The organism is Variovorax sp. 679, from assembly GCF_003952185.1.
GTDB lineage: Bacteria > Pseudomonadota > Gammaproteobacteria > Burkholderiales > Burkholderiaceae_C > Variovorax.
On sequence record NZ_RXFS01000002.1, the window covers coordinates 78,858 to 101,659 of the forward strand.

A 22,802-nucleotide genomic window follows, 5' to 3' on the forward strand; every position below is an offset into this window, starting at 1 on the left:
AATCAGGCCTTGCCGGTCTGGATCTCGACGTAGCTGCGCGCGTGCCAGCGCACGCGCACTGGCCACTTCGCGTCGGCAATGGTTTCCGAGTTCACGTCCTTGCCGCTGCCGTAGTTGACCTGCCGGTCGGAGCGCCTGTTGATGCCGATCACCAGCACGATGCGGCTGCCTGCCGCAAGCCTGCAGGCTGTCACTCGCTCGGTGGCGAAGGCAAGCAGCTGGCGCTCGCCGGCCCGAAGGAGCCGCCGACGCACGCGATGGCCGGCGTAGCTGGCCCGGAAGTCGTAAGGATCGAAAAGGAGCCGGTACTCGCCATCCTGCGTCTGCTCGTACAGCGAGACGTTGAAGTCCATGTCCTGCCGCGAGGGCGTGATGTCGAACACGCCGCGCAGGATGCCGGCGATCTCGGTGTCCTCTGAAAGCGGATCGCCGACGAAGCTGATGCTGTTGCGCATCGGCAGCTCCTTCATGCGCAGCGTGTCCGGCCACGGGCCGCGCACATCGCGCCGGTCCGCGAGATCGACCGAGAGCCGCGCATTGCCGCCGCCTTCGGCCTGCGACGGCAACAGGCGGTGCGGGTCTTCGCGCGAGCCCGTGTCCAGGTAGAGGCGCAGCCGGGTGCGCTCCGGTGCCTCCAGCGCCGCCAAATGGCGCCACTGGTCCGAGCCCATCACCTGGTAGTTGACGCGATCCATCAGCAACGAAGGCTTGTTCGCGCCCTTCAGGACGTGGTCGAGCCATTGGTAGCGCAGCTCGGGCAGGTCGACGCGCGCGACGGGGTCCAGCGTGTGGCCGCGCAGCGTCGGTGCCGTGCCACGCCGGATCGAGGTCGCGTCGTAGGGGCCGAGCAGCAGCGTGGTGTCGGCCTGCGGGCGGTTGCGGCGATGCTCGTTGTGGAAGTAGAGCGCGCCGGCATCGGCGCCGTAGTAGCCGGCAAAGCTGAGCACGGGGATGTCGATGCGCGCGAACTGCTCCGCCGACGGCAGGAATTTCTGCCAGTAGCGGTCGTGGCTCGGGTGCGTCAGCCAGGTCCGGATCAGCCTGCTGCGCTTGCCCAGCAGGACGCGATCGATGTCCCAGTAGGGGCGATTGCCACGGTACCAGCGCGCGTCGAGTGCCTCCCACATGGCGTCCGGGCTTGCGTCGGCGTCGATGCCGGCCTGCAGGGGTTCGGCCAGCGCATGCTCCTGCGCCCAGCGGACCATGGCGTTGCGGAAGATCTGTCCGGCCATCGGGAAGTCGATGCCCGGCGCCATCGGCGCGATCGTCGCGATGGCCTTGAGCGCCGCCGGCCTCCTGCGGGCGGCGGCCCAGGCGGCATAGCCGGAGTAGCCGTCGCCGAGCATGGCGACGCGGCCGTCGCTCCACGCCTGCCTGGCAATCCAGTCGATGACCGCGGCGGCATCCTCGCCGTCGCGGACGAACGGCCACACGGCGCCCTTGCCGTCCGGCGTGCGTCCGCGCACGTACGCGGTGACGCCGACGTAGCCCTGGGCGGCGCTGCGCCGGGCGTCGTCCTCGGCAGGGTCGAGCGTGAAGCGCAGCAGCGTCGCCAGTGCCCCGCTCGCACGGCCGGGCCGGACCATGCTGGCGTGGATGACGCCCCCGCGCACCGGAATCCTGATGTCGGCCTCGGCCACGTAGCGGATGCGGTTCTCCGCCGCGAACAGTTCGGGCAGCAGCGCACTGAAGCTGCGACGCGACTGGTACGAGAGCCATGTCCGCACGAGTGCGAGGGCGTCGGCCTCCGGGAGGCTCCCCTTCGCGCGCCAGAGATCGAAGGCCTGGCGCAGCGGCTCCCTGTAGGTCGCCAGCGGGGTTTCGAGCCGCGCCATGATGGCCTGGGCCTGCGCGTTGTCGAGCGGCGACACCAGTTCCCGGAATGAGCGCCCATAGGCTTCGGCGAAGGCAAGGCGCTCTTCCGCCTCGAGCACGCGCGCACGCGAATAGATGCCGTCGAGGATCGCACGCTCGATCAGCCCGTCGAACGGCTTGCCCTGGCGACGGCTGCGCAGGGACCCGCTGCTGTCGTACGCCGCGCGATAGGCGCCGCTGACGATCTGCAGCGCGGTCACGTTGGCCAGGAAGGCATCGGTGTCCGCGTCCTGGTACACCGGCAGGATGCGCTCGGCCAGGTCCCGCATCAAGTCCGCCGCGGCGGCATCGTCGGGATCGCGCGGTGGCCGGAAGCCGAAATCCGCCGCCCAGGACCAGGTGGGCCATGCGGGCAGCGCAAGAGCCAGCCGCATGACGGCGCGACGCGCGCGACTGACGGCCGCCACGGGACGCCTCATGGCTGCTGCTCCCCGTTCACGCCATTCGGCGCCTTGACCAGGTGCACCACCTGCGTGAACAGCCGGTCGTGCGCCCCTCCGGCCGAGCCTATGTGGACGATGCCCGTGTGCGTGAGCTTGTCCAGCGCGCCGATGACGAGTTCAAGCGTGTCGTCGTCGAACGCGCTGAAGGCTTCGTCCATCACCAGCCAGGGCGGGGCCTGCAGCACCACGCGGGCGAAGCCCAGCCGCAGCTGCTCGTCCATGCTGAGATCGCTCTCCCAGCGCCCGGTCGTGTCGAGCAACGGCTCCAGGCGCTGGAGGCCTACGCTCTCCAGCGCGCTCACCATGGCTTCTCTCGGATAAGTCGACGGTTCCATCGCGTATGACAGCACTTCGGCCAGCGTGCCCCGGGGAATGTAGGGCGTGCCGCGTGGCATGTAGTGGATTGTCTCGCCTGCGGGCCGGCGCACGGTGCCCGAGCCCCAGGGCCAGAGGCCCGCGAGCGCCCTGAACAGCAGGGTCTTCTCGGTGCCCGGCGTGCCGAGGATCAACACGCACTGGCCGCGCTGCACGACGAGCTCCGGCGCATCCAGCTGGTCGTGACCGCTCCAGGAGCGAACCTCGATCGCCTCGAGCGCGAGCGTCCCGGCTTCGCCCTCCTCGTAGGCGATGCGGCTGCCGCCCGCCTGCGCCTCCAGGTCGGACGCCAGCATCCGGCGCAGGTCGGTGACGCGCAGCAGCGTGGCGCGCCAGTCGGCAATGATGCTGAAGTTGTCGACGAACCAGCGCAGCGACGACTGCGCCTGCGTGAAGGCCGCGGCGGCCATCATCAGGCCGCCGAACGAAACCTTCCCCGAGAAATACAGCGGCGCGGCCACCAGCGTCGGCGCAATGACGGTGACCCAGCCGAAGCCCGCGGTGGCCCAGGTCAGGTTGGTCAGCCCGAGCACCACGCGCGACGTGGCGCGCAGGACGTCGCCGAAATGCACGGCGACGCGACGCTTCTCGTCGGCTTCGCCGCCGGCCAGGGAAATGCCGTCCAGATGCTCGTTGATGCGCGTCAGCGAGAAGCGCAGTTCGCCTTCGCGCGCGTAGCGCTCGGCGTTGCGCGAGATCAGGCCGTTGCCGACCCAGTAGGTGACCATCGAGCCGATGACCGCATAGGCAATCGCCGCCCACAGCATGAAGCCCGGCAGCACATGGTCCTGCCCGTTGAAGAAGATGCTGAAGTCCCTGGAGAGAACCCACAGCACGCTCGCGAAGCTGCCGAACAGCATCGTCGCCTGCAGCAGGCCCACGCCGAGGTTGACAGACAGGTCGCACAGCTTCAGCGTGTCCTCGTGCATGCGCTGGTCCGGGTGGGCTCCCATCGGGCCGCTGGCCTGGAGCCAGAACGCCCGGCGCGGCTGCAGCCACAGCCCCACGAGGTCATTGACCACGGCTTCGCGCAGCCTCAGCTGCAGGGTTTCGCCCAGCCACCTCTGCGCGACGTTCAAGACCAGCAGCACACCCGCAATCACCGCGAAGACGCCGACCTGCACGATGAATTCGTTCAGGTCGCGGCGCGAGATCGCGTCGTAGAACGGCTTGTTCCAGCTGTTGAGCTCGATCTGCCCATACGCCGTGAGCGCGACGACCACGACGATAGCGGCCATCAGCGCGACAAGCGTCTTCGCGACCGGGGACACGCGCAAGGCGCCGAGCAGCTCGCTGACCTGACGGAAGACGCCGGCCCTTGGAGCCGGTTCGGCACGGTTTTCCGGCCTTGCGCTCATCGCCGCCGCGACGCCTGAGATGCGCTGGCCGCGATGCGGCGCGCCGAGACACACGAAATGAAGGCGGCGTGGCTCCAGGCGAGTTGCTTCGCCGAGGTCTGCGCGCCGCTGCGCTGATCGAACTGTTCCGACAGATCGCCACTGTCCGGCGTGTATGCGCGTACGGTGGCGAGGTAGGCGTCGCCGCGCTCCATCCATTGGCTCGAACGGTGCGCTTCGCCGCCCTCAGCCGCGGCGGCGCGAAAACAGAACTCGGCGGCGCCGAGCGTCGAGAAGTAGTACGCGCCACCCGAGCAGTACACGTCGCCGGCGTACCGCCCCATCGCCGTGCCACGGCCTGCGGCACGACTGTGGTTGATCGGATAGGCCGCATCGAACAGCGCGTCGAGCCGCGCCAGCGTGGCTTGCATGCGCGGATCAAACGGGCCGTGGACGGACTCGGTGCCGAGGCTGTGGATCGCCGAGAGGATCACCGCGATGTCCAGCGCCTTCGGACCGGGCTGGCCGTCCGACAGCTCGCGCGAGCGGTAGTAGCCGCGCGCCGGGTCGCGATCGTCATCTTGTTCGTCCACCCAGTAGCCGTCGAGCAGGCGCAGCACGGCCTGCGACTCCTCCCGGCAGCGCTGCGCCTGCGCCGTCTCGCCCTGCCCCGCCAGCCATGCAGCGCCCTCGGCCAGCGCGGCTGCCGAGACGCGCAGCGTGTAGTAGTGATGGCCGCTCTCCTCCTCCCAGATGTCGAACGACGGCTCGCGCCAATGGCGCAGCGTGAAGTCGAGGTCGAAGCGGATCAGCGGCGCGATCTCCGCCAGCAATGCCGCATCGAGGCGCCCGCCGGCCACCCAGCGCAGCAACGCCAGCGCACGCAACGGCGGCCCGTCGTGCTGGGGACGCGCCCACCGGAGGATGTCGAGCGTGCCGTCGGGGTTCACCCGTGTCTCGGCGGCCACCGCGTCGCCATGAACGCTCGCCAGATCGCCGTCCTCTCGCAGGTACTGCAGCAGCTCGGAGGCCACGCGCTCCCTGCGGCCTTGCACCGCGGCAATCGCGCGGCCATCGAGTCCGTTCAGGGCAAGGCTGAAGCGGGTGAAATCGCGCAGATGCCGAAGGGCTTCGTCGCCGATGCGCCGGTCGGCATGGAGCAGCCGCAGCGCATCGATGACGACGGCGGAGTCCCGGAACCAATGAAAGAAGTAGTCCGGATCCGGGTCGTAGTTACCGAGCACGGGCGAGGCGACGATGGCGCCGGCGACCGGCCGCACGGTCTGGCCGAAGCCTTCGCGATGCTTGACGATCGACACCGGAGAGATGCTGGACAGCATCGCACTCGCCGAATGCGAGAGCTGCCGTTCGAGCCAGGACTCGAACGCCGGGTCTTGCCGATTCGCCGCGCTGAAACTCACGCAGGCGACTCCAGATGCGGGCTGCTGAAGTCCAGGCGGCGCAGCCCGGCCTGCACCTCGGGCGCACTCATGAACAGCTTCCACAGCAGACCCGTGCGATGGTTCTCCATCATCACGACGATCGGGCCCTGGTCGATGGCAAGGTAGGTGTCCGCGAACCAGCCGCGCGCCTCGCAGAACGCATCGATGAAGCCGTAGTCCCGCCACACGCGTTCGCCATGCGCGGTGAGGAAATGCCGCAGCACCTTCATCACCTCGGTGGGCGCATACGGCAGGCTGGCCAGCGCCGCCGTCGGCGAGATGGTGCCGTTGTCGTTGTTCGGGTCGTGCGCAAGATAGCCGTCGGGGTCGTCGCTCGCGGTCAGGCCCCAGCACGATTCGCCATAACCCGCAAAGCCCCGGGGGTTGGCGATGCAGTGCGCGCGGTTGACCTGCACGTGGCGGCGGTTGAGTTCCCAGTAGTCCGCGTAGCGGTCCTTCAGGCCGCGCGGATCGAGGCCGCAGAACGAGTAGTGCGCGAAGAACAGCGGGCCACCATTCGGCGGCCCCAGCGGCAGTTCGATGCCGTGGTACGAGCGGCCGTTGAGGAAGTCGGGGCCGGAAGCGAAGCCGCGGTGGTAGACCTTCGGATCGATCGCATGGCGCGGTGCGGCCGCGGCCAGGAAGTAGGTGATGAGGCACTCGTTCCAGCCGTGCACCTCGTGGTTCATCGCCCAGCCGTGCTTCGGGCTCCAGTGCCAGTACAGCACGTCGCGTCCGCCCTGGGTGAACCAGTTCCATTCGACCTCGTGCCACAGCATGTCGAAGTCGGCGCGCAGCCGGCGCACCATGGCCGTGTCCTCGTTGAAATACTGGCGCGCGCAGAGCAGGCCCATGCAGAGGAACGAAGTCTCGACCAGGTCGCCCGCGTCGTCCTTGGGGCTCATCGGGATCGTCTCGCCGCTCGCCCCGTCCATGAAATGCGGGAAGGTGCCGTGGTAGCGCCTGGCGCGAAGGAGCGCGTCGCGCATGCGCCCGAGGCGCTCCAGTGCCGCGTCTCGCGTGACCCAGCCGCGTTCCACCGCGACGATCAGGGCCATGATGCCGAAGCCCGTGCCGCCGATCGCGACTCTCTCGTCGGCCAGGTCTTCGCCAGTGGCGCCGACGAGCGTGCGGCGGTCGAGCGCCAGGCCGCTGGCGGCATCCGCGCCGTCCCAGAAATAGCGGAAGGTCTGCCGCTGCACCGCGTCGATCAAGGCCTCATCGGGCAGGGCTGCCAGCGCCCTCGGGTTCCTGTCATCCTTCAGCACGAACGGTTCCTTTCGTGGTTGTCCCGGCATGTCACGTCCGGTTTCATCGAGGCATCGACGCCACATGGCCGATGTGTCCTCACCCACAGCATGCCATCATTAGGTCCCCTGGGTTCTATTCGAGAAATCCCTGATGAGCCGTATCGATACCCTCATGGCCCGGATGACGCTTGCCGAAAAGCTCGGCCAGCTCACGATGACCGCCTCCAGCTACACGGTCACCGGACCGGTGCTCGCCGGAGACTCCACGCAGTCGATCGTCGACGGCACCGTCGGCAACCTGCTGAACATGGTCGGTGCCGGCCCCACGCACGAGATGCAGCGGCTGGCCGTCGAGAAGTCGCGGCTCGGCATTCCGCTGTTGATCGGCCTGGACATCATCCATGGCCATCGCACACTCTTCCCGATCCCGCTCGCGGAGGCCGGTACCTTCGACGACAAGCTCTGGGAGCGCACGGCGCGCGAGGCCGCACGCGAAGGCGCCGCCGACGGCCTTGCGATGACCTTCGCGCCGATGCTCGACGTATCGCGCGATCCCCGCTGGGGCCGCACCGCGGAGGGCCCCGGCGAAGACCCCTGGTTGAACGCACGCATCGCACAGGCCAAGGTGCGCGGCTTCCAGGGCGCCGACCTGTCGTCGGCCGAGTCGCTGGCCGCCTGCGCGAAGCATTTCGTCGCATACGGTGCGGTCAACGCGGGGCGGGAATACGCCTCGGTCGACATCTCCGAGCGCACCTTGCGCGAGGTGCATCTGCCGGGCTTCGCGGCGGCCGTGCGCGCCGGCGTCGCGACGCTGATGCCCGCCTTCACCGATCTCAACGGCGTGCCGATGACGGCGCACATCCCCCTGCTGCACGACTGGCTGCGCGGCGAGATGGGCTTCGACGGCGTCATCGTCAGCGACTACAACGCGATCGCGGAACTGATCAAGCACGGCGTTGCCGCCGATCTCGTCGACGCCGCGGTGCTGGCGCTGAAGGCCGGCGTCGACATCGACATGATGGCCGACGCGTACCGCAAGGGCCTGCCCGTCGCGCTCGAGCAGGGACGGGTGACGATCGAGGAGATCGACGCGAGCGTACGCCGCGTGCTGCGGCTCAAGGAGCAGCTCGGCCTGTTCGACGACCCTTACCGCCGTGGCGCGACACCGGAGCCCGCGGAGGCCGTCGCCGAGCGGCGCATGGTGGCGCGCGACGCCTCGCGCAAGGCCATCGTCATGCTGAAGAACGAGCGCGACACCCTGCCGCTGCCCGCGGCGGCGAAGGCACTGTGTGTCATCGGCCCGCTGGCCGATGCGATCACCGAGATGAAAGGCCCGTGGTGGGGCGCCGGCGAAAACGAGCCGCACGTCAGCGTACTTGCCGGCCTGCGCGCCGCGCTGCCGCAGGCCGACATCCGCCACGCACCGGGCGTCGCCATCGAGAGCGACGACGACAGCGGCATCGATGCGGCTGTCGCGTTGTGCGACGGCGCTGATGCCGTCGTGCTCTGCCTTGGCGAGCGTGCCACCATGAGCGGCGAGGCGGCGAGCCGAGCCACGCCCGCGCTTCCCGGCCGGCAGCAAGCCCTGGCCGAGGCGGTGATAGCCCGCGCACGCGCGCTCGGCATCCCTGTCGTCGCGATCCTGTTCTCGGGCCGCCCACTCGTCGTCCCCTGGCTGTCCGAACACGCCGATGCGCTGCTGGCAGCGTGGTTCCTCGGTGTCGAGGCCGGCAATGCGATTGCCGACGTGGTCACGGGCCGGGCAACGCCGGGCGGTCGCACGCCGATGAGCTGGCCGCGCGCCATCGGGCAGGTGCCCGTCTACTTCGGCCAGCGTCCCACCGGCAGGCCGATGAATCCCGGCGACTACTTCACGAGCAGGTACCAGGACGTCGACAACTCGCCGCTGTATGCCTTCGGCCATGGCCTGACCTACGGCCGGTTTGTCTACGACGAACTCCAGGTCGAGCCGCGGCGCGTGCGCGAGCAGGACACGCTGAAGATCAGCGTCAGGCTGAGCAACGTCGGCGCGCGCGAGGCCGAGGAGACTGTCTTCCTGTTCATTCGCACCAAGGTGGGCCGCGTCACCCTGCCGTTGCTGGAGCTCAGGGGCTACGCCAAGCTGCGACTGATGCCCGGCGAAGCCGGCTCGGTGAAGCTGGAGCTGCCGGCGGCCGAGTTGCGCTACCTCGGTCCAGACCTGCAACCTTTGTTCGAGGCGGGCGAAGTCGAGATTCTTGTCGGGCCGAGCGCCGAGCAATCAGGATTGCTGCGCCAGACCATCGAATTGACTAGCCGCCCTTCGCCTTCCTCGGAGCCTTAGCCGCACGCTTCGGAGCCTTCACAGGCCCGGCCGGCTTCGCGGCCTTGCGTGCGGCCGGCACCGGCAGGCTGCGCTCCTCGCCTTCCCGCGCCGACTTCATGTGCCCGCTCTCGCCGATCGTCATGCCGACGATGCGCGCGAGCTGCCGGCTCACGCTGATGTACGCATGGCCCAGGCGGCTGTCGAAGTACAACGAGTCGCCGCGCGCCATGTGCACCACTTCGCCGTTGTCGAAGTGCACCTCGATTTCACCCGACAGCACATAGGCGAACTCCTCGCCCCCGTGCCGCACGAAGTCTTCCGGCCCATGGATGCGCCGCGCGTGCACCGTGCCGACGATGGGGCTCATCTGCTTGCCCGCCGCCGTGGTGCCCAGGAATTCGTAGGCGATGGAGAGCCCCTTGTAGACCACGCCCTTGCCCGCGCGCGTGACCACCGGCCCGTCGAGCTGCGCGGGCTTGACGCCGGCGCCCGCGAACATCGCGTTCATGTCCATCTCGAGTGCCCGGCCCAGCGCGGTGAAGTTCTCGTAGCCCAGCGCGAGCTGGCCGCGCTCGGCGCGTGAGATGGTGGTGATCGACACGCCCGAGCGCTCGGCCAGCTGCGCCAGCGTCCAGCCGAAGCGCTTGCGCGCGGTGCGCAGGCGATGACCGAAAGTGGTGCGGTCCAGCGTGGGCGGCTCGTCCTTCGGCTTCGTGCCCGTCTTGGTCCCTGTGTGTGGATTCACGCTTGGCTTTCTCTTGTGATGCAAGCGGATTCTGCCAGCCGGGGCCCGTGCCATCCATGCCAACCCGCATGACTCGGGCGCAGAAGTTGCGTATACGCAAATTGCGTGAACGCAAATTTCACCGATGCGGTGCATCATGGTTTCCCCTTGGAACCCCTTATTCAATTTGCGTATCCGCAAATTTCTTCCTACACTTTTCGCCGATGACTTCCAGCACCCCAACGCCCGTCGTGGCAGATTTCCTCGTGATCGGCGGCGGCATTGCCGGGGCTTCGGTGGCCCACTGGCTTGCGCCGCACGCCCGCGTGATCCTTCTCGAACGCGAGTCGCAACCCGGCTATCACTCCACCGGCCGCTCCGCCGCCCTCTTCATGGAAAGCTACGGCACGGCGCAGGTGCGTGCCCTCACCATGGCCAGCCGCGCCTTCCTCGAGCATCCGCCCGAAGGCTTCTCGGAGCACCCGCTGCTCACGCCGCGCGGCGCGATGATGGTCGCGGGCGCCGACCACATGGCCGAGCTCGAGGCCCACTGGGAAGTGCTGCGCGCCATGGACACCGGCGCCTCCCGTCTCAGCGGCGAGCAGGCGCGCGAGATGGTTCCGGCACTGCGCCCCGAGCAGGTGCTGGGCGCGGTCTATGAGCCCGATGCGGCCGACATGGACGTGCACGCCATCCACCAGGGCTACCTGCGCGGCATGCGGCGCGCAGGCGGCAAGCTGGTGTGCGATGCCGGCGTGACGGCCATCGAGCGCGTAGGCGAACACTGGCGCGTCGAGGCCGGCGGCGTGACGTACGAGGCACCGGTGGTGCTCAACGCGGCGGGCGCATGGGTCGACACGATCGCGCGCATGGCCGGCGTGCCGCCGCTGGGCATCGAGCCGCGCCGGCGCTCAGCCTTCATCTTCGCGCCGCCCGAGGGCCAGAGCGTCGCGCACTGGCCCATGGTGTTCGGCGCCGACGAGGGCTGGTACATCAAGCCCGACGCCGGCATGCTGCTCGGCTCGCCGGCCAACGCCGATCCGGTCGAGCCGCAGGACATCCAGCCCGAGGAAATGGACATCGCCATCGCCATGCACCGCATCGAGGAGGCGACCACGCTCTCCATCCGTCGCCCGACACGCACCTGGGCCGGCCTGCGCTCCTTCGTGGCCGATGGCGACCTGGTCGGCGGCTTCGAGCCCGGCGTGCCCGGCTTCTTCTGGGTGGCGGCGCAAGGCGGCTACGGCATCCAGACCTCGGCCGCCATGGGCGAAGCCTGCGCCGCGCTCGCACGCGGACTGCCGCTGCCCGAGCGCATCGCCTCCTTCGGGCTCACGGCCGGGATGCTGGGCCCGCAGCGGCTGCGCGCCGCCGCGGCCTGAGCGCGGACACACGACAAGAACATCACCACTCCACGAGACATCACCATGCGCGTCTTCAGTGCCTCCCTCGCCACCGAAACCAACACCTTCGGCCCGATGCCGACGGGCCTGGCCTCCTTCAAGGACCGCGGCTACTTCGCCGCCGGCAAGCACCCCGACGCGATGACGCTGTTCTCGGGCCCGCTGTGGGCCGCACGCATGCGCGGCGCCGACAAGGGCTGGACGCTGTTCGAAGGCATGGTGGCCGGCGCGCAGCCCAGCGGCACCACCACGCGCCACGCCTACGAGACGCTGCGCGACGAACTGCTGAACGACCTGCGCGCGGTGCTGCCGGTCGACATGGTGCTGCTCGGCCTGCACGGCGCGATGGTGGCCGACGGCTACGACGACTGCGAGGGCGACCTGCTGGCGCGCGTACGGCAGATCGTCGGGCCCGACGTGGTGATCGGCGCGGAGCTCGATCCGCACAACCACCTCACGCCGCAGATGATCTCCAACGCCGACGTGATGATCTCCTTCAAGGAGTACCCGCACACCGACGTGCTCGAGCGCGGGCTGGAGCTGGTCGACATCTGCGCCGCCACGGTCGAGGGCAAGGTCCGGCCGGTGCCCGCGGTGGTCGACTGCGACATGATCGTCACCGTGCACACCTCGCGCGAGCCCGCGCGCGGCTTCGTCGAGCGCATGCAGTCGCTCGAAGGCAAGAACGGCGTGCTCTCGATCTCGCTCACGCACGGCTTCTCGTGGGGCGACGTGCCCGAGATGGGCACCAAGGTGCTGGTCTACACCGACGGCGACAAGGCCCAGGCCGACCTGCTGGCGCGCCAGCTCGCGGACGAGGTCATCGCCATGCGCGACGGACTCACCGTGAACTACCCTGGCATCGATGCATCGCTCGACGAGGCGCTGGCCTTCGACGGCGGTCCGGTGGTGCTGGCCGATGGCGCGGACAACCCCGGCGGCGGCGCTGCGAGCGACTCCACCTTCATCCTGCGTCGCATGGTCGAGCGCGGCATCGTCAATGCGGCGCTGGGCCCGATGTGGGACCCGATCGCGGTTCGCATCGCCTTCGACGCCGGCGTGGGCGCCAGGCTGCAGATGCGCATCGGCGGCAAGATCAGCCCGCTGTCGGGCGACCCGCTCGACCTCGACTGCACCGTGAAGGCGCTCAAGCACGACCTGGTGATGACCGGCCTGGCCGGCACGCCCACGCCGATGGGCGACTGCGCGCTGGTCGAGGCCAACGGCGTCGAGATCGTGCTGATCACGCTGCGCAACCAGGCGATGGGCACCGACCTGTTCACGCAGCTCGGCTGCGACCTCGCCGCGAAGAAGATCATCGTCGTGAAGTCGTCGCAGCACTTCTATGCGTCGTACTCCAAGGTGGCGAAGCACGTCATCTACGCGGGCGCACCTGGCGCCGTCACGCTCGACCTGAACACGCTGCCGTACCGCAAGGCCCGCCTGCCCAAGTGGCCGATCGGCGTAGCGGCCTGAGCCTCTCCTCTTTCTTTTTCCTGCTGCCTTCCCTGACCGGAGAACCGACGATGAAACGACGGACGCTTGGCGCCCTTGCCGCCCTGGCCATTTCCACCGCCTTCGCGGCGAGCCTTCCCGCGCATGCCCAGACGCCGCAGCCCAAGACGCTGAAGGTGGTGGCGCACGCCGACCTGAAGATCCTCGACCCGACCTTCACCACCGCCTACATCTCGCGCAACTTCGGCTACATGGTCTACGACACGCTGTTCGCGCAGGACGCGAACGGCAAGCCCCAGCCGCAGATGGTCGAAAAGTACACAGCCTCGAAGGACGGCAAGCAGTGGAACTTCACGCTGCGCCCCGGCCTCAAGTTTTCCGACGGCAGCGCGGTGACTTCTGCCGATGCCGTCGCCTCGCTGCAGCGCTGGGCCACGCGCGACAGCCTGGGCCGCGCAATGACGGCCAGCGGCGCCGAATGGAAGGCAACCGACGCGCGCAGCTTCACGCTCACGCTGAACGAGCCCTTCGGCATGGTGCTCGACGCACTGGCCAAGCCCTCGGGCTTTCCGCCGGTGGTGCTGCCCGAGCGGCTGGCGAAGATGCCGGCCACCGCGCCGCTGCCTGAAGTACTGGGCTCGGGCCCCTTCGTCTTCAAGCGCGACGAATGGGTGCCTGGCAACAAGGCGGTGTTCGTGCGCAACCCCAACTACGTGGCGCGCAGCGAACCGAGCAGCGGCCTGGCCGGCAGCAAGAAGAGCAGCTTCGAGCGCGTCGAATGGCTCTACCTGCCTGACGCCAACAGCGCGGTGGCGGCGCTCAAGCGCGGCGAGGTCGACATCATCGAGCAATTGCCGCCCGACTACATCGCACCGCTGCGCACCGACACGGGCGTGAAGATCGGCTCCGGCGGCGCCTACCAGGGCTTCCTGGTGATGAACCAGCTGCACCCGCCCTTCGACAACCCGAAGGTGCGCCAGGCGCTGCTGCAAGCCGTGAGCCAGGAGCGCTTCATGGCGGCCATGGGCTTTCCGCTGGACATGCGCATGGCCTACTGCGCCACCTACTTCATCTGCGGCAGCCCCAACGACACCCCGGCCGGTGCCGACCCTTACCGCAAGGCCGACGTGGCCAAGGCCAAGCAGCTGCTCGCGGCCTCGGGCTACAAAGGCGAGAAGGTGGTGCTGATGGTGCCCAGCGACGTGCCCTACCTCAACGCCGAGGCGCTGATGGCCGCTCAGACCATGAAGAGCATCGGCCTGAACGTCGATGCGCAGAGCATGGACTGGGCCTCCATCGGCGCGCGCCGCGCCAAGCGCGATGCGGCCGACGCCGGCGGCTGGAACATGTATGTCACCGTGGCCGGCGAGTTCGATGCCAACTCGCCCATCAGCAATGCCTACCTGGGCGCAGCCTGCGGCAACACGCTGCCGGGCTGGCCCTGCGACAAGCCGCTCGACGAGCTGCGCACCGCATGGCTGAAGGAAACCGCGCCGGCCAAGCGCAAGGAACTGCTCGATGCCTTCCAGCGCCGCGCCTACGAGGCCGTGCCGTACATCAACGCGGGCCAGTACTCGGCCGCCTTCGCCGCGCGCGCCAACCTGAAGGGGCTGGACAAGCTCTGGTCGGGCATGCCGACAGTCTGGGCGCTCGACAGGTAAGGGCCCGCCCCGCCAGCCAGCACCTCGCCAGCCAGCCAACAGTTCAAGGGCATCGCCATGGGCTACATCGTTCGACGCTTTCTCTCGACGCTTCCGGTCATGGCGGTGGTGGCCGTGGTGGTGTTCCTTCTGATCCACCTCTCGCCGGGCGACCCGGCCGCGCTCATCGCGGGCGACCTCGCCACCACGGAAGACATCGAGAAGCTGCGCGCCGCGCTCGGCCTGAACCTGCCGCTGTGGCAGCAGTTCGCGCTGTGGATCGGCAAGCTCTTCACCGGCGACCTGGGCACCTCGATCTTCACGCAGATGCCGGTGGCGCAGTTGCTCGGTCAGCGGCTGGAGCCCACCGTGTCGATCGCCGCGCTGACCATGCTCATCACGCTGGTGGTGTCGGTGCCGCTGGGCACGCTCGCGGCCTACCGCGCGGGCAGCTGGATCGACCGGCTGGTGATGCTGTTCGCGGTGCTTGCCTTCTCGGTGCCGGTGTTCCTGGTGGGCTACCTGCTGGTCTACAGCTTCGCGATCCAGCTGCCGTGGTTCCCGGTGCAGGGCTATGTGCGCTTCGCCGACGGTGCGGGCGACTGGCTGCGCTCGCTGGTGCTGCCCTGCGTGAACCTCGCGTTGGTGTACATCGCGCTGATCACGCGCATGACGCGCGCCACCGTGCTCGAAGTGCTGCACGAGGACTACATCCGCACCGCGCGCGCCAAGGGCCTGGGCGTGCTGCCGGTGCTGGGGCATGCGCTGCGCAATGCGGCCATCCCCATCGCCACCACCGTGGGCGCGGGCATCGCGCTGCTGATCGGCGGCGTGGTGGTCACCGAGACGGTGTTCGCCATTCCGGGCGTGGGCCGGCTGGTGATCGATTCGGTGCAGCGGCACGACTACCCGGTGATCCAGAGCGTGCTGCTGCTCTCGGCGGGCGTGTACGTGCTGATCAACCTGCTGATCGACCTGAGCTACCGGCTCTTCGATCCGCGCATCCAGTACTGAAGAAGAGCTCCCACCCGATGTCCACGGTCCTTCCCTTGAACACCGTCCACGCACCCGAAGCCTCGGCCGGCGACGACGCCGAAGCGCCCTTCGTCCCGCCGCGCTTCCGCTGGCTGCGCAAGCACCCGACGCTGATCGTCGGCGCGCTGCTGCTGGTCGCGGTGGCGGCGCTCTCCATCGCCGCGCCGTGGATCGCCACGCACGACCCGCAGGACATCGATCCGCTCGCGCGCATGCAGCTGCCCTCGGCCGAGCACTGGTTCGGCACCGATGCGCTGGGCCGCGACGTGTTCAGCCGCGCGGTGTGGGGTGGGCGGGTTTCGATGATCGTCGGCGCCTCGGTCGCTGTGCTGGCCACCTTCTTCGGCGTCGCGCTCGGGCTGGTGGCGGGCTTCGTGCGCTGGGCGGACGGGCCGATCATGCGGGTGATGGACGGCCTCATGGCCATCCCCGGCATCCTGCTGGCCATCGCGCTCATGGCCGTGACCCGCGCCAGCCTGACGACGGTGATCGTCGCCATCACGGTGCCCGAGATACCGCGCGTGGTGCGGCTGGTGCGCTCGCTGGCGCTCACGCTGCGCGAGCAGCTCTTCGTGGAGGCCGCGCATGCGGTGGGCACGCGGCTGCCGGTGATCCTGGTGCGCCATGTGCTGCCGAACATCGTGGCGCCGCTGGTGGTGCAGGCCACCTTCGTGGCGGCCGCCGCCGTGCTGACCGAGGCCGCGCTCTCCTTCCTCGGCGTGGGCGTGCCTTCGCAGACGCCGAGCTGGGGAAACATGATGGCCGAGGGCCGCAACTTCGTGGCCGTGGCCTTCCACATCATCCTGTACCCGGGGCTGCTGCTGGCGGCGACGGTGCTGGCCATCAACCTGCTGGGCGATGGGCTGCGCGACGCGCTCGACCCGCGCCTGGCGCGACAACTGTGAAGAAGGACATGCCATGACGATCCCCATGTCCCACACCGCGCTCGCTCCCGGCGAGCCGCTGCTTGAAGTCGACAACCTGCGCACGCACTTCCACACGCTGGCGGGCGTGGTGCGCTCGGTCGATGGCGTTTCCTACACGGTGCGCGCGGGCCGAACGCTCGGCGTGGTCGGCGAGTCGGGCTGCGGCAAGAGCGTGACCGCCCTGTCGATCCTGCGGCTGGTGCCCACGCCGCCCGGCCGCCACATGGGCGCGGTGCGGCTGCGCGGCACCGACCTGATGCAGCTGAGCGAGCGCGAGATGCGGCAGATCCGCGGCAACCGCATCTCGATGATCTTCCAGGAGCCGATGACCTCGCTGAACCCGGTGCTCACCGTGGGCCGCCAGATCGCCGAGACGGTGCAGCTGCACCAGAAGGCCAGCCGCGCCGATGCGATGAAGCGCGCGGTCGAGATGCTGCGCGTGGTGCAGATCCCCGAGCCCGAACGCCGCGTGAACGAGTACCCGCACCAGCTCTCAGGCGGCATGCGCCAGCGCGTGATGATCGCGCTGGCCCTCGCCTGCAACCCCGAGGTGCTGATCGCCGACGAGCCGACGACGGCCCTGGACGTGACGATCCAGGCGCAGATTCTCGACCTCATCAAGCGGCTGCAGAAGGAACTGGGCATGGGCGTGGTGATGATCACGCACGACCTCGGCGTGGTGGCCGAGAGCTGCGACCGCGTGGTGGTCATGTACGCCGGCAAGAAGGTGGAGGAAGCCGACGTGGTCGACCTGTTCGACCGCCCGCTGCACCCATACACGCGCGCGCTGATGGCCTCGATGCCCGCAATGAACACCGCGAGCGCGCGGCTCACCGAGATTCCGGGGCTGGTGCCGGCCGCGCACGAGCTGGGCCGCGGCTGCGCCTTCGCCGCGCGCTGCAGCCATGCGCGCGAACGCTGCCGCGCAGAGACGCCGCGGCTGGCGCAGCAAGGCGGCGACCACGTGGTGGCCTGCTTCGCCGTCGAAGAAAACTGGGCGGGTGCCGAGGAGATCGCCGCATGACGACAACCGCTGCAACGCCACTGCTGCAGGTGCGCAACCTGCGCAAGCACTACACGTCGCCCAAGCGCTGGCTGCGGCCGGCCAGACCGTCGATCCAGGCGGTGGACGGCGTTTCCTTCGACGTCGCGCGCGGCGAGACGCTGTCGCTGGTCGGCGAATCGGGCTGCGGCAAGACGACCACGGCCAAGTCGGTAATGCGGCTGGTGGAGCCGACCTCGGGCTCGGTGGAGCTCGAAGGCCAGGAGCTGCTGTCGCTGTCCGCCGAGGACATGCGCATGCGCCGGCGCGACCTGCAGATCATTTTTCAGGACCCGTATGCCTCGCTGAACCCGCGGCTGACGGCCGGCGACATCGTGGCCGAGCCGCTGCGCAACTTCGGCATGGGCGCATCGGCCGAGCGACGTGAACGCGTGCAGTGGCTGTTCTCGCGCGTGGGGCTGCGGCCGGAGGCGGTGAAAAAGTTTCCGCACGAGTTCTCGGGCGGCCAGCGGCAGCGCCTGGGCATCGCGCGGGCGCTGGCGCTGAACCCGAAGCTGATCGTGTGCGACGAGCCGGTGTCCGCACTCGACGTTTCGGTGCAGGCGCAGGTGGTCAACCTGCTGATGGACCTGCAGGCCGAGTTCGGCATCGCGTATCTCTTCGTCGCGCACGACCTCGCGGTGGTGCGCCACATCAGCCATCGCGTGGCGGTGATGTACCTCGGCCACATCGTTGAGATCGCCGACCGCGACACGCTGTTCTCGGCGCCGCTGCATCCCTACACCGAGATTCTTCTGTCGGCGGTGCCGGTGCCCAATCCGCGCACGCCCGCGCGGCGCATGCTGCTGCAGGGCGATCCGCCGAGCCCGGCCAATCCGCCTTCGGGCTGCCGCTTCCACACCCGCTGCCCGATGGCGCAGGCCGTGTGCAAGGAGAAGGCGCCGGAGCTGGGCGAGCGGCCGTCGTCGTCCGCGAACGGTAGCCATCTGGTCGCCTGCCATTTCCGCTGAAGAGAAAGAACAAAGAAAGGATTCCCCCGTGTCCGACAAGCTCCCCCACTACGAACTGCTGATCCGCGGCGGCACCGTGATCGACGGCACCAAGGCGCCGCGCTTCGACGCCGACATCGGCATCGTGGGCGACCGCATCGTCGCCATCGGCAAGCTGACGGGCCACACGGCCGGACAGACGATCGACGCCACCGGCCGCATCGTCGCGCCCGGCTTCATCGACTCGCACACGCACGACGACCAGGCGGTGCTGTCGCAGGCGCAGATGCCGTTCAAGGTGTCGCAGGGCGTGACCACGGTGGTGGCGGGCAACTGCGGCATCAGCGCCGCTCCGCTGCGCGCCGACATGGACCTGCCGATGCCGCTGAGCCTGCTCGATTCGCCCGCCGAAGGCCGCTTCACCAGCTTCGCCGCGTACCTCGACGCGCTGCGCGCCACGCCCTCGTCGGTGAACGTGGCGGCGATGGTCGGCCACTCGACTCTGCGCGCCGTGGCGATGGCAGATCTCGACCGCCCCGCGAACGACGCCGAGATCAAGGCCATGCAGGCGATGGTCGAGGAAGCGATGCAGGCCGGCGCCATCGGCCTGTCGACCGGCACCTTCTACCCGCCCGCCGTGAAGGCGACGACCGAGGAGATCATCGAGGTCGGCCGCCCGCTCAGTTCGCGCAAGGCGCTGTACGTGACGCACATGCGCGACGAGAGCGACCGCGTGATGGAGTCGCTGGAAGAAACCTTCCACATCGGCCGCGCGCTCGACATTCCGGTGGTGGTGTCGCACCACAAGGTGCAGAACACGCGCAACTTCGGCAAGACGAAGGTCACGCTGCCCTTCATCCAGGAGGCGATGAAGCACCAGTGCATCGGGCTCGACTGCTATCCGTACACCGCCGGCTCCACCATGATCCGCACCGACCGCGGGATGATGGAAGGCCGCGTGCTCATCGCCTCGAGCGTGCCGCACCCCGAATGCGCGGGCCGCGACCTGAAGGACATCGCGGCCGAATGGGGCGTTTCTGGCGAAGAGGCTGCGAAACGGCTGCAGCCCGGCAGCGCGATCTATTTCATGATGGACGAGGACGACGTGCAGCGCATCCTCGCCTTCGACGAGACCATGATCGGCTCGGACGGCATTCCGCTGGGCGACAAGCCGCATCCGCGCCTGTGGGGCACCTTCCCGCGCGTGCTGGGGCACTACAGCCGCGACGTGGGCCTGTTTCCGCTGGAAACGGCGGTATGGAAGATGACCGGGCTCACGGCGCGCAACTTCGGCCTGCACGAGCGCGGCACGCTGAAGCCGGGCCACCACGCCGACGTGGTGATCTTCAACGCCGCGACGGTGCGCGACACCGCGAACTACGAATCGCCGATGCAGCCGGCCGAGGGCATCGATGCGGTGATCGTGAATGGCGCCCTGACCTGGCGCAACGGAGCGCACTGCGGCGTGCGCAACGGGCAGGTGATCACGCGGCGCGTGACTGCCTGAAAGGCTTGAGCAGGCTCAGTCTGGAGCGTTCATCACGCGGTCGAACTCTTCGTCCGCCGGCACGTTGTCGGCATCGAGTTCGCTCGCGTCGGTGAGATCGATGCCCGTTTCATCCGACAGATCGTCGGACACGTCGCTGTCCTGCTCCTCGAAGTCATCGACAGGCGTGTCGTCCTCGTCGTCTTCGGCGGGCGAGGCGGATCGCGCGGTGGCGTCGATGGTGTTCATGATCGGTTCCTCGGCTTGTTCCTGACAGACCCCCTATGGTGCGCCTGTTTTGGCCGTTCCGGTTCATCCGGCGCGCAGCGTCGGTGTCGGAAAGTTTCCAGCCGGGCTGCCGACGGCCGTCAGTCCTTGTGCACGTGGCCGTGCTCGCCGTGGCCCGGGTCGTCGTGGCCGTGGTCGTGCCCATGCTCGCCGTGCGCGAGACGGCTCACCAGCGTGACCAGCACGATGCCCGCGGCCAGCCACAGGATCTGCGCGGCCGTCTGGCGCGCCGGCAGGCGCTTCTGCAGCTGCGGAATCAGGTCGGCCAGCGCCACGTAGACGAAGCTGCTGCCGGCCAGCACCAGGAAGTACGGCAGCAGGCCGTGCAACTGGTCGACCAGCCACCAGCCCGCGATGCCGCCCAGCGCGGTCATGGTGCCGGCGAGCGACACCTTCACCAGCGCCGCGCGCTGGTTGGCCGAGCTCTGGCGCAGCACGACCAGGTCGCCGATGTGATGCGGAATCTCGTGCGCCAGCACTGCGAGCGCTGCCACCAGGCCCAGGCGCAGGTCGGCGGTGAAGGCAGAGGCGATCAGGATGCCGTCGCCGAAGCAGTGCACGCTGTCGCCGGTGAGCACTGCCCAGCCGCCGGTGCGGGGGCCGTGTTCGTGCGCATGGGAGTGGTCGTGTCCATGGTGGTGGTCGTGGCCATCGTGCCCGTCGCCATGGTGATGCTCATGCCCGTGGTGCCACAGCTCGGCCTTGTCGAGCAGGAAGAAGAACACCAGCCCGAACAGCAGCACGCCGAAGAGCAGCGCGGGCTCGATGCGGCTTTCGAAGGCCTCGGGCAGCAGGTGCATGAAGGCGGTGGCGAGCAGCGCGCCGGCCGCCAGGCTCAGCAGGTGCTGCGGGTTCACGCCGCCCGAGCCGCTGCGCACGCCCACCTTCAGCAAGAAGGCCGCGAGCCAGACGCTTCCGATACCGGCAACCAGGGTCGCCGCGATGATGACTATCAAATTCATAGCTGCTTGCGCAAGAAAGACGGCCCCTGGAGATGTTCCAGCAAGGCCGTTGTCCGTTCATAAAAAGAGAAAGGCCGTCATTCGACGGCCTTCGGCGGGGGTGGCTACAGGGCGCCGTCTTCAGGCGACGCCATTGGCTTTGAACCAGGCCGTGGCGCGCTGCCAGCCGTCTTCCGCCGCGCTCTTGACGTAGCTGGGGCGGTAGTCGGCATGGAATGCATGGCCTGCCTCGGGGTACACGACGAAGCTCGATGCCTTGGCCGCCGGAGTCCCATTGGCCAGAGCAGCTTTCATCTTATCAACCGTGTCAAGGGGGATGCCCTGGTCTTTTCCGCCGTACAGGCCGAGCACCGGCGCCTGCAGGTTGGCGGCGATGTCGACGGGGTGCTTCGGCTGGAGTTCGCTGGCCTGGCCGACCAGCCGGCCGTACCACGCAACGCCCGCCTTGACCTTGCCGGTGGCCGCATAGAGCCAGACGATGCGTCCGCCCCAGCAGAAGCCGGTGATGCCGGCCTTGCTGGTATCGCCGCCGTTGGCCTTGGCATAGGCCAGCGCGCCGTCGAGGTCGGCCAGGACTTGTGCGTCGGGCACCTTGGTGACGACCTCGGCCTGCAGCTTGGGAATGTCGGTGTAGCCGCGCGGGTCGCCCTGGCGGGCGTAGAGCTCAGGCGCGATGGCCAGGTAGCCGAGTTGGGCAAAGCGGCGGCAGGTGTCGGCGATGTACTCGTGCACGCCGAAGATTTCCTGGATCACCAGGATCACCGGCAGGCCGGTCTTGCCGGCGGGCGCGGCCGCGTAGGCGGGCACGTCGAAACCGTTGACGGTGTACTTGATCGGGCCGGCCTTCAGGCCTTCGGCCGAGGTACTGATGGCGGTCTGCGCGGCCACCGGCAGCACGGCGGCTGCATAGCCCACGCCGATGGCGGCCTTGAGTGCGGTGCGGCGCGTGGCGCCCTGCTCTGTGCTCTCGCCGGGGCGAAGCGAATCGAAGTCGGAACGGCTGTCGTCGAGAGGCATGGAATGGGCTCCGGTTGGATCGTCGGACAAGGGGCGTTGCGCCATGAAAAAACGCACGCCGCAATGTAGGCGAAATCGGCCGGTGCCTCTATGCCCCCTGGTCTCAGTGGGGTTGCGGCACCCCGTAGGCACGGCGTGCCAGCGCCGCTGCCAGCACCTGCGCGGGATCGACGAGATCGAGCCCCGCCACCGCGGCCGAGCCCTGCAGGCCCAGCGGCACCTCGGTGCAGCCCATGACGATGGAGACGGGGCCGTGGCGCCCGGCCAGCCGCAGCGCCACGTCGGAGAAACACTGCTCGGCGAGCTGCATGTTGCCGGCCTTCACGCCCTCGAAAATGCCGCGCGTGATGATCTGGCGCTCCTCGGGCAGCGGCACGTGGCAGTCCAGGCCCTCCTCGGCCAGCGCCTTCTCGTAAAGACGGATGCGATAGGTGCCTTCGGTGGCCATGAGCGCCACGCCGGTCGCTCCCTGCGACGCGAGGTGTCGCGCCGTCTCGCGCGCCATGTGCAGCAGCTCCACCTGCGGAAAGCGCTCCTGCAGGCTGGCGTGCCATGCGTGGGCCGTGTTGCAGGCGATGGCCACGGTCCGGCTGCCGAGCGCGGCCAGCCGGCCCAGCGCCTGCAGCATCGGCTCCAGCGGCTGGTGCGCGCCCTGATCGACCGAAGCCAGTGCCTCGGTGCGATCGGGCACCGGCACCTGCGCAAGCCAGTGCTCGGGAAAGGACTGGTCGCGCACCGGCTCGCCGCGCGCACGCATCTGCTGCGTGCAGGCCTGCACGAAGAGCCGCACGAAGTCGGCACCCGCCGCGGGGCCCATGCCTCCAAGAATGCCGACAACCTGCGTCAC

At 68.9% G+C, this 22,802-nt stretch carries 18 protein-coding genes; 9 read left to right on the forward strand and 9 right to left on the reverse strand.

Annotated features, from left to right (window positions below):
• Positions 1-2 precede the first annotated feature (2 nt).
• From EJO71_RS04345 to EJO71_RS04360, 4 genes are read right to left on the reverse strand one after another with little or no spacing between them, the layout of a single operon-like run.
• On the reverse strand, positions 3-2,294 hold the full coding sequence (locus EJO71_RS04345; protein WP_125947971.1) for a CocE/NonD family hydrolase: 2,292 nt from the start codon (positions 2,292-2,294) through the stop codon (positions 3-5).
• A complete protein-coding gene (locus tag EJO71_RS04350; protein ID WP_125947970.1) occupies positions 2,291-4,051 on the reverse strand; it encodes an ABC transporter ATP-binding protein/permease in 1,761 nt (586 codons plus the stop codon). The genes EJO71_RS04345 and EJO71_RS04350 overlap by 4 nt, the downstream gene beginning before the upstream one ends.
• Complete coding sequence (locus tag EJO71_RS04355) at positions 4,048-5,451, reverse strand: glycoside hydrolase family 15 protein (protein ID WP_125947969.1); 1,404 nt, start codon at positions 5,449-5,451, stop codon at positions 4,048-4,050. The genes EJO71_RS04350 and EJO71_RS04355 overlap by 4 nt, the downstream gene beginning before the upstream one ends.
• The gene (locus tag EJO71_RS04360) at positions 5,448-6,740 is read right to left on the reverse strand and encodes a glucoamylase family protein (RefSeq protein ID WP_240651298.1); all 1,293 of its coding nucleotides are present in this window, start codon (positions 6,738-6,740) and stop codon (positions 5,448-5,450) included. The genes EJO71_RS04355 and EJO71_RS04360 overlap by 4 nt, the downstream gene beginning before the upstream one ends.
• A gap of 133 nt (positions 6,741-6,873) precedes the next feature.
• Here EJO71_RS04360 and EJO71_RS04365 point away from each other — a divergent pair, with 133 nt between their 5' ends.
• Positions 6,874-9,045, forward strand: coding sequence for a glycoside hydrolase family 3 N-terminal domain-containing protein (locus EJO71_RS04365; protein ID WP_125947967.1), 2,172 nt, complete (start codon positions 6,874-6,876; stop codon positions 9,043-9,045).
• Here EJO71_RS04365 and EJO71_RS04370 read toward each other — a convergent pair.
• Positions 9,014-9,772: an XRE family transcriptional regulator gene (locus EJO71_RS04370; protein WP_125947966.1), complete on the reverse strand. Its 759-nt coding sequence runs from the start codon at positions 9,770-9,772 to the stop codon at positions 9,014-9,016. The two genes, EJO71_RS04365 and EJO71_RS04370, sit on opposite strands and share 32 nt — an antisense overlap.
• Before the next feature lie 203 nt (positions 9,773-9,975).
• On the opposite strand from EJO71_RS04370, the gene EJO71_RS04375 reads away from it, so the two are divergent.
• Genes EJO71_RS04375 through EJO71_RS04410 form a run of 8 tightly spaced genes read left to right on the forward strand, consistent with a single transcriptional unit; the run spans position 9,976 to position 19,709 of the window.
• On the forward strand, positions 9,976-11,133 hold the full coding sequence (locus EJO71_RS04375) for an FAD-dependent oxidoreductase (protein WP_125947965.1): 1,158 nt from the start codon (positions 9,976-9,978) through the stop codon (positions 11,131-11,133).
• A 45-nt stretch (positions 11,134-11,178) separates the two neighbouring features.
• Positions 11,179-12,630: a M81 family metallopeptidase gene (locus tag EJO71_RS04380; RefSeq protein ID WP_125947964.1), complete on the forward strand. Its 1,452-nt coding sequence runs from the start codon at positions 11,179-11,181 to the stop codon at positions 12,628-12,630.
• A 50-nt stretch (positions 12,631-12,680) separates the two neighbouring features.
• Positions 12,681-14,270: an ABC transporter substrate-binding protein gene (locus tag EJO71_RS04385; protein WP_125947963.1), complete on the forward strand. Its 1,590-nt coding sequence runs from the start codon at positions 12,681-12,683 to the stop codon at positions 14,268-14,270.
• Positions 14,271-14,327: 57 nt separating this feature from the next.
• The gene (locus tag EJO71_RS04390; protein ID WP_125947962.1) at positions 14,328-15,263 is read left to right on the forward strand and encodes an ABC transporter permease; all 936 of its coding nucleotides are present in this window, start codon (positions 14,328-14,330) and stop codon (positions 15,261-15,263) included.
• A 17-nt stretch (positions 15,264-15,280) separates the two neighbouring features.
• Positions 15,281-16,189: an ABC transporter permease gene (locus EJO71_RS04395; RefSeq protein ID WP_171022423.1), complete on the forward strand. Its 909-nt coding sequence runs from the start codon at positions 15,281-15,283 to the stop codon at positions 16,187-16,189.
• Positions 16,190-16,202: 13 nt separating this feature from the next.
• Entirely contained in the window at positions 16,203-17,234 is a 1,032-nt protein-coding gene (locus EJO71_RS04400) for an ABC transporter ATP-binding protein (protein ID WP_125947960.1), read from the forward strand.
• The gene (locus EJO71_RS04405) at positions 17,231-18,223 is read left to right on the forward strand and encodes an oligopeptide/dipeptide ABC transporter ATP-binding protein (RefSeq protein WP_125947959.1); all 993 of its coding nucleotides are present in this window, start codon (positions 17,231-17,233) and stop codon (positions 18,221-18,223) included. Before EJO71_RS04400 ends, EJO71_RS04405 begins: the two co-directional genes overlap by 4 nt.
• Before the next feature lie 28 nt (positions 18,224-18,251).
• Positions 18,252-19,709, forward strand: a complete 1,458-nt coding sequence (locus EJO71_RS04410; protein ID WP_125947958.1) for a D-aminoacylase — start codon at positions 18,252-18,254, stop codon at positions 19,707-19,709.
• A gap of 15 nt (positions 19,710-19,724) precedes the next feature.
• Here the strand turns inward: EJO71_RS04410 and EJO71_RS04415 are convergent, their stop codons facing one another.
• From EJO71_RS04415 to EJO71_RS04430, 4 genes are all read right to left on the reverse strand, one after another.
• Positions 19,725-19,937, reverse strand: a complete 213-nt coding sequence (locus tag EJO71_RS04415) for a hypothetical protein (RefSeq protein WP_125947957.1) — start codon at positions 19,935-19,937, stop codon at positions 19,725-19,727.
• A 119-nt stretch (positions 19,938-20,056) separates the two neighbouring features.
• Positions 20,057-20,938 (reverse strand): ZIP family metal transporter, encoded by an 882-nt coding sequence (locus tag EJO71_RS04420; RefSeq protein WP_125947956.1) that lies wholly within the window; start codon positions 20,936-20,938, stop codon positions 20,057-20,059.
• Between the two features lie 120 nt (positions 20,939-21,058).
• Positions 21,059-21,955: a dienelactone hydrolase family protein gene (locus EJO71_RS04425; RefSeq protein ID WP_125947955.1), complete on the reverse strand. Its 897-nt coding sequence runs from the start codon at positions 21,953-21,955 to the stop codon at positions 21,059-21,061.
• Between the two features lie 103 nt (positions 21,956-22,058).
• A complete protein-coding gene (locus tag EJO71_RS04430) occupies positions 22,059-22,802 on the reverse strand; it encodes an amino acid racemase (protein ID WP_276311650.1) in 744 nt (247 codons plus the stop codon).